Annotated in this window: 5 protein-coding genes; all 5 read right to left on the bottom strand. The window is 60.2% G+C overall.

All coding sequences use genetic code 11. The annotated features are described in order from the left end of the window. Positions 1–1,311 precede the first annotated feature (1,311 nt). The gene (locus E3T43_RS01300; protein WP_134471046.1) at positions 1,312–2,172 is read right to left on the bottom strand and encodes a hypothetical protein; all 861 of its coding nucleotides are present in this window, start codon (positions 2,170–2,172) and stop codon (positions 1,312–1,314) included. Beyond that, entirely contained in the window at positions 2,169–5,102 is a 2,934-nt protein-coding gene (locus tag E3T43_RS01295) for a phage tail tape measure protein (RefSeq protein ID WP_134471045.1), read from the bottom strand. The genes E3T43_RS01300 and E3T43_RS01295 overlap by 4 nt, the downstream gene beginning before the upstream one ends. A gap of 221 nt (positions 5,103–5,323) precedes the next feature. After that, entirely contained in the window at positions 5,324–5,593 is a 270-nt protein-coding gene (locus E3T43_RS01290; RefSeq protein WP_134471044.1) for a hypothetical protein, read from the bottom strand. A 158-nt stretch (positions 5,594–5,751) separates the two neighbouring features. Next, the gene (locus E3T43_RS01285; RefSeq protein WP_134471043.1) at positions 5,752–6,354 is read right to left on the bottom strand and encodes a hypothetical protein; all 603 of its coding nucleotides are present in this window, start codon (positions 6,352–6,354) and stop codon (positions 5,752–5,754) included. A gap of 81 nt (positions 6,355–6,435) precedes the next feature. Next, entirely contained in the window at positions 6,436–6,951 is a 516-nt protein-coding gene (locus E3T43_RS01280; RefSeq protein WP_134471042.1) for a hypothetical protein, read from the bottom strand. Positions 6,952–7,091 lie beyond the last annotated feature (140 nt).

The raw sequence follows: 7,091 nt of genomic DNA, 5'->3' as shown, positions 1-7,091 counted from the left end.
CGACGGCCTAACGAAGTGCACTACGGTTATGAAAAGCCAGCCCTGGCAGCGTAGAAGAAACCACTAATTCCGCTGTCCGAAATCCCCGCGGCAGCTCACACACCGTCCGGGGAAGTCATTACCCGGGAACCGGTGCCGCTGGAACCGACCGCACAAAGCAGGCCCAGATAGGGGGACCACGCGACCGAGGTCCAGCCGTTGTAGTTTGCGGGAATGCGTGAAGTCCACGTGACCCCATTAGGGGAGGTCATGACATTATTCGCGTTACCAGTGCTACTGACCGCACAAAATAGACTTAGCTCCGGGGACCACGTGACCGAACTCCAGTCGTTGTCGGCTGCAGACGTGCGTGCCGTCCACGTGATCCCATTTGGAGAAGTCATCACACGATTACCGAGGCTGTACCGGCCGACCGCACAGAAAAGCCCCAACTCGGGAGACCACACGACCGAGAGCCACTCATTACTTGCGGCGGCAGAAGTGCGCGAAGTCCAGTTGATCCCATCAGGGGAAGTCATCACCATGCCGCCAGTGACCTGGCTGTAGTAGCCGACTGCACAGAAAAGGCTCAACTGGGGCGCCCATGCGACCGAGGACCACCTGTCGGCACCAACTGACGTACGCGAAGTCCACGATATCCCGTCCGGGGAAGTCATCACGTAGGTGCTGGCGAGAGTGGAGCCGACCGCACAGAACAGGCCCAACTCAGGTGACCATGCGACCGAGAGCCAATAGTTAGCGGGGGCAGCAGATGTTCGCTCTGTCCATGTACTCCCGTCCAGGGAGGTCATGACACGGCCACCGGGAGTGGTGTCACTGCCGACTGCACAGAACAGGCCCAACTCAGGCGCCCATGCGACCGATGCCCAGTAGCCGCCGGGTGTCGGACGTGCAACCCACGCACCCTCACTCACTGGGACGCTAACCCGCGTTTGGGCCGAGTCCGTCAACACCGTAGGTGCCAAAGCCCCAGACGAGGTTGTAACCGCAGCAGGAACCACCCACGCCTGCGTCTGCGACAACAAAACCCAATCATCCAACAGTTGAACCGTCACAGTCCCAGACGCCACAAAACCACCCTGACGCGCACGCACCCGCCCAGACATCAAATGGGAACCCAAATACGTAACCCTCAACCGGGCACCCGCAGCCAACACAAACTCCAGAATCGGATCGTCCGCGTTGAACTGCAACTCCGCCGACCCCTGCGCGTTGAACCGTGGCGTGAAAGTCACATACACCGGATCAGTAACCCACCCCTGCCGAACAAAAAACTTGTCGAACACAGTAATCTCAAACGGATTATCCATCTCACCACGCCCTATAAAAACGTGGCAAAAACGACACCACTAACGAACCAGTACCAATCAACGTCACATCCAAAGCGACCGACCCGCCAGCTGGCACCGGGCGCCAATCCACCCCCACCAGATCGCGGGTCACATTCGTAACCACACCACCCACCGTCAGAGTCGCGATTTGCACAGTCGGGTCAGTATCAATCACCAACACGGCGCCATCGATCACATTCGTCACCGACGACACCACACCACCCGAAATAGTCGAACTGAACTCCGACACCGGACCCGTGATCGTATACTTCGGCCACGCCTCAACATCACCCGGATTCGACACTGTTGCCGACGCCACTGTGGACGACGACATCAGGTTGAAAACCCGATCCGAAGTCGTAGCAAAAAACGGCAGAACATCCTCAACCGGCGCGAACTCGGATAGCACCAGCGGGCCATTCCACCAAGGATCATCCGCCACCAACTCAACATTAAGACGCTCGAGCGGAACCAGGGCGGGATCAATGTCGTACCCGCGATCGGACTGTGCACCCAAATGCAAAGCAATGGTGCGAATCGAACCGTCCTCAGCGGTGACCGTGAAAGTGCCATCGGTCGAATACGACAAGCTATCGAAAAACTCCCGACGCTTTGTCAGCCAATCCAAGCCCGACAGGCCCGGAATGACCAACGGCCAAAACACGCGCCGAGACAAATGGCGGTGACCGGTTATCCGACGCCCATGCAACGCCGGAGTCGAGCGACCAAAAAACTCTGACTCCGGGTCCATCAAACCCATCAGGCCGGGACGCAAAGCTACTGGGCCATCACCCAAGTCCCACACTGACGCGTCAATACCAACCCACCCAAAAGCAGTCATGCCACCACGACCCTTCCAATTCCGGCGCCAGCATTGGCTTTACGCTTCTCACGAGTAATTTCACGAGCAATGGTCTCCGGGTCGTACCCGACGTCACCCTGAATCGTGATTTGTGTTGACTGGTCCGTAGTGCTCATAGATGCGCCGGGATCACGCCACCCGCCGCCCTGTGTGACGTACTGCGGGGCTGTTGCGTACCCGACGCTGCCGCCGCTTGCGTAACCCGGCACCCGGTCAGCGTTGATCGCCTTCAAGAGCGGGCGATACTTCTCGGCCATGGATGCGCGGGTGACTTCCTCACCGTTTGAGAGCATCACGGGGATCGAGTCAGACGTGCCGGTACCTGGGCCGTAGACGGTGCCACCCGTTGCCCGGCCGTAAGCGGCAGCGACCTCACCACGAGCAGCGCCGGTCTGCCTGACAACCTGATTGATCACTACGTCGCGGCGACCCGGAATGTTGTTCAGGTCGCGCAGGAATCGGGCGAGCTTGTCGGTTGCCTCAGCCGTTTGCGCGATCATCGTGAATTGCTTATCGGACGGAATGGCGTAAATCTTGTCCGCCAAAATCTGCGCCTCGTCAGCCGTCGCCCCCAGCGCAACCGCCCGGTCAATAACAGCCTGACGCCCCGCTTCGAGCGTCGTCTTATAGTTCGCCGTATCGTTGTCGAGATCGTGCTGCGCTTTGGCCGCATCCTGCGAACTGCTCGCCAGATCGTTCAGCATTCCCAGGTTGGTCCGGCCCGCCTCGGTGTTCGCGTTGACCCCGAGGGAATAACCCTCAGTGCCCTTCGCGATCTCCGCGATCTGCGCGTCAACATCAGCAAGCGCACTCTGGTAATTGATGTTCTGCGAGATGGCATCCTGCCCGACACCGTTGGCCTCGTTGAGCGTGTCAATGAGAGTAGTCAGCTCACCACTCAGACCCGCCGTTTCGTCAGCTGCGGCCAGGTAGGCTTCGGCAGCGGTCAGGGCGACCGGAGCAGCCTGCCTGTTCGCAAGCTTCAACAAGTTAGTCTTGTTCGTGGCCTCGCTGGTCGAGTTGACATTGATGTCCTGCGCACTCGCCTGCTCAGTTAGCGCATCCTTATACGCGGGCATGGACGCCAGCAGACGCCAGAGCGACTGGTCAGTGCCATCGGTTTCGGCCGCGAGCAATGCGAATTGGCGCTGAGCCTCTGGCAGATCCACGCGCGCAGTATCGGCCAGCTCTTCACCGATGTCCTTGAGCGCAATAATTGCGCCGTGGTACTCGCGTCCGCTGACCCGATCCCACAGATTGCTGCTTTGATTGGCCGCTTCCTGAAGGAGTTTCGGCAGGTCGTTGAGTTGCGCGGTTACATCTGCGGCAGCGGTCCACTCGCGACCATTGCCGACGCTCTCGAAAATATCGGCGGCAGTCCTAGCCGTCTTCATGCTGTTTTCGACTTCGGCTGCGGAGTCCCTGAGGCTGTCGAGGTAGCTGGTCAGGGCACCGATACCGACCGCCGAGGCTGCGATGGCCAGACCCCACGGGCCGGTCATGAACTTGGCGCTGGCAGCCATTGCGGTTGTGGCACGAGTGGTCGCCGCCATCATTCCGGCAGCCGAAGCGGCCACAGCGGGCATGGAAGATGTGGCCAGAATGCCGAGCGACACCTGGAAGGCGGCGATCTTTGGAAGTGCTAGCAGGAAGACGCCGCCAGCGAGGGCGACACCGCCGCCGAGAAGCGCGACGGTCGCAATGGCACCTTGCATCTTCGGGTCGAGCGCGCCGAGGAAATCAGCCATGTCGCCGATGCCCTCAGACGCAGCAGACACAGCCGGCAGGAACACCTGCCCGAATGAGATCGCAGCATCAGATACGCGGTTCGACATGACCTGAAGTTGAGACTCAACCGTTGCGTAACGCTGGGCAGCCTCAGCGGCCAATGCGTTGTTCTCATCGAACGCGGTGTTGCCGTCATTCATCGCACCGGTGAACATGTCACTGGCAGCCGAGGCACGCAGCAAAGCGTCACGCATGCGGATCTCAGTTACGCCGAGGTCTGCGAGCGTCTGAAGTGTTGACCCGCCCTGTTCTTCGACGCCGCCCAATCCTTCAATAAATCCGGCGAGTGCTTCGGCGGGGTCAGACTTCCACTGCGCGGCGAAATCTTCCGCAGACTTTCCACTGGTCTTCGCGAACAGGTCAAGCTTGTCGCCGCCCGTTTCGACCTCAGAGGCGATGTTCACCATGAGAGTCGAGAACGCCGAGCCGCCAGCCTCAGCCTCAATACCGACCGATGAGAGAGCCGTGGATAGGCCGAGCACTTCGCCCTCGGATAGCCCGATCTGTCGACCGGCACCAGCAAGCCGCATCGACATAGCGACGATCTCAGCCTCAGTCGTGGCGTAGTTGTTACCCAGCGCTACGATCGTGGAGCCGAGTCGAGAAACGTCCTCTTGAGACGTGCCCATGATGTTCATGAACCGAGCGAGGGAAGTCGCCGCCTGATCTGCGGATAGGTTAGTCGTCTCGCCAAGGTCGATCATCGTGTTTGTGAACGCGACGACAGATCCGGTCTTAATACCGAGCTGGCCGGCAGCCTCAGCCACAGCCGCGATCTCGTCGTGCGACGACGGGAGCGTCTTCGCGAGTGTGCGTAGGCCTTCTTCAACCTTTGCCAGTTCGGCAGGGGTGCCGCTCACGGTCTTCGTGACTCCAGCCCATGCCGACTGCCAGCCGATAGCAGCCTTGACCGAGAGAGCGGTGGCTGCGATTGCGACAACACCGACAGCCATCAGTCCGCGGCCCGCCGACTGCATCGCCTGGTTCTGCTCTTCGACCTGGCGTGCGGCCTTCTCGGCAGCTGTGCCCGCGTCAGAGGTGGCCTTGCGGGCCTTCTCCATCCCCTGCAAGTAGCCGGTGACCTGCGCCGTCAATGAGACGCGAACTGTACGATCCGCCAAGGGGAACCTCCGGTATTGAGTTGTTGGTGTAGCCTCGGGCCATGACTAATCAGGGGAATGTCGCTCGTCGCACCGTGCCCGTGATCCTTTTGCGGATCGCTGGGGCTATCGCCGTACTCGCGTGCGTGATCGCACTTGTCGGCCTGCTTGGCATGGTGCCGCCGGTCGTAGATGTCGGCATTAGGTTGCTCATGCTCGCTGCGGCTACCGCAGTCGCATCACTAATCGCGCGAATAGCCCGATAGCTCGCCGACCTCTTCAGTGACCCAATAGGCACCGTTCAAGTTCGGCGGCGAATCCTTCGGGAACGCATCCTTGTAGCGGTCGATATCGTCCAGCCGGGCTTTCTCGTCCCAATCCCAGAACGGGCCGTGAGGGACGTATCGCAGCGTGGACTCGTAGTTGGTCGGGTCGGCCTCGGGGCTCATCGTGTGGCTGAGCAGGTGGCCGTTGCGACCTATGGACGCCTCGAACGCGACCGACGCCAGCATGAGGTCGAGGTCGTCGTCGTTGAACTCGGGTTCAGATGTGGTCGTCGACCGGACTAGTACGCCATTTTCGTACTCGTAGTTGGTCGTTGTCGACGGCTCCCAGCCGTTCAGCCGGCGCGGGGAAACGCCAGACGTAACGGCGAGCTTTGCGGTCTGCCTTAGGCGGTCAGACTCGCCGAGTGATTTTTTACAGCGTTCAATCGCTTGATCGGCGCGTCGACGTTCAGCGCGTAGATGGTATCCACGATCGCGGTGAACTCGGGACCGCTCATCAGCGAGTACATGTCCTGCCACTCGTTCGTGGGGTCAGGGTTTGTCTTCGTCACCTTGTGCGCGATCGGCACGGTCAGCTCATCACCGTCGACAACGTGACCGTAGAACCGACCCGCCTTGTCTTCGTACTGCGCGGCAAGCTTGCACGTGTCAATCACCGAATAGCCAAGGCGCCGATCCAGAATCAACTCCGGGTTCGGCGGGCACATCTGCGTAAGTACGCGCCACTCGTCGCCGGGCAGTTGTGTAAACCGCATCGTCACGAGCTGATCGACAGCCTCGGACAGAACCGCGTCGATCTTCTCCTGCACAATAGACGCGGCAGTCGGGGCGCCGAGACGGTCATCGTTCGACTTCTTCGCCGTTGCCAGTTCAGCAGTGAGAGCTTCGACAGCTTCGGACATGTCCTTGTTGAGCGACACCGTTACGTCGAGGTGGTCGCGGGGTGCAGCCTTCGCGGCTGCGATCTTGTCAGAGAGAGAGGTCATAATCCTTCACCGGATTTCTTCACCGGAAGAGTGGAACCCCCAGAGCGCTCCGGTGAAAGACGCCCTGGGGGTGGTTGGTGGTTACGCGACGAACGCGACGAGCGAGCCCAGCGAATCCATCGCAGCTGCCTGCGTGTAGGTGAACTTGCCCGTACCGTCAGTCGGGCCAGAAGCCTGCGGGCCAAGATTCACGTTGATCACGCGAACCTTCTGTGCGACGACAGCAAGAGTCGTCTGTGGCACGTTGCGGCGCTCGATGAACTGGAAGAGGCCACCAGCAGCGAGGACCACGGCAGCAGAACCAGAGTCGGACGAATCCACATAGCCGAGATCTGCGAGCGTCGGAGTAATACGACCCAGCGACTCGCGGATTTGGAGTGCCGTCAGACGTTCGTCGGTCGGCTTCTCCTGTGGCGCGGTGAGTACCCAGCCGCCCGTTGTGAACGAGTACGTGACGCGAAAGCACGACGTGCCACCGATCAGCGCGATCGAGGGTGCGCTCTGCGAAATTGTGCGGCCAGCAATAGCCCAGATCGTGAGATTGCCTGTCTGGTCAATGGCACTTGGGCCATTCTGAGTCTCGGCGACATCAGCCATGGGGGTATTCCTTTCGGTTTTCCCCTTATCGGGGTAGTGGCCCCCTGAGATACAGGAGGAGATTTTGGGCACAAAAAAGGCACCCGGTATCGGATGCCTTAGTTAGTGCGATTGGTATGGTTTACGCGGTGAGCGTGGAC

This window comes from Cryobacterium sp. Hh7 (assembly GCF_004403155.1).
GTDB classification, from domain to species: domain Bacteria; phylum Actinomycetota; class Actinomycetes; order Actinomycetales; family Microbacteriaceae; genus Cryobacterium; species Cryobacterium levicorallinum.
This window is presented reverse-complemented; position numbering and strand designations above follow the sequence as displayed.

What these genes read in the sequence shown, in the direction of transcription:
- E3T43_RS01290 (WP_134471044.1), bottom strand. Translation starts at nt 5,593, where the DNA reads ATGCTGGCGTCGGTCGCGTTCGAGGCGTCCATAGGTCGCAACGGCCAC.
- E3T43_RS01300 (WP_134471046.1), bottom strand. Translation starts at nt 2,172, where the DNA reads ATGACTGCTTTTGGGTGGGTTGGTATTGACGCGTCAGTGTGGGACTTG.
- E3T43_RS01280 (WP_134471042.1), bottom strand. Translation starts at nt 6,951, where the DNA reads ATGGCTGATGTCGCCGAGACTCAGAATGGCCCAAGTGCCATTGACCAG.
- E3T43_RS01285 (WP_134471043.1), bottom strand. Translation starts at nt 6,354, where the DNA reads ATGACCTCTCTCTCTGACAAGATCGCAGCCGCGAAGGCTGCACCCCGC.